Origin of the sequence: Psychrobacter sp. Rd 27.2 (assembly GCF_001921755.1) — a bacterium.
Classification (GTDB): Bacteria; Pseudomonadota; Gammaproteobacteria; order Pseudomonadales; family Moraxellaceae; genus Psychrobacter; species Psychrobacter celer.
In genome coordinates this window covers 1-301 of the sequence record NZ_MRYB01000181.1, presented here as the reverse complement: position 1 = coordinate 301, position 301 = coordinate 1, and the positions used below count along the sequence as shown (strand labels likewise).

At 43.9% G+C, this 301-nt stretch carries 1 protein-coding gene; it reads right to left on the bottom strand.

From position 1 onward, the window contains the following. The coding region (locus tag BTV99_RS13110; protein WP_143507245.1) for an ATP-binding cassette domain-containing protein at positions 1-301 on the bottom strand (301 nt) is incomplete at both ends.

The following is a 301-nucleotide window of genomic DNA, read 5'->3' as shown; positions in this document are numbered from 1 at the left end:
GTTTTCGCTCTTCATTGCTTTGTAATTGGGCCAGCACTTTTGATTTTGGCCCATCTATCACGATTTGTTGATTGTCCATAATGATGATGCGATCAACCAATTGCAGCAGTGGCATTTTGTGAGTGGCCACGATTAAAGTATGATCTTCTCCAAAATGCTTATGCAACACATCGATACACTGTGCTTCCTGCCGATTATCCATAGAGGCGGTTGGCTCGTCCATCAATACCACCCAAGGCTTGGTTAATACTAAGCGGGTAAAAGCAACCAACTGTTTTTGTCCTCCTGATAATCCCTTGCC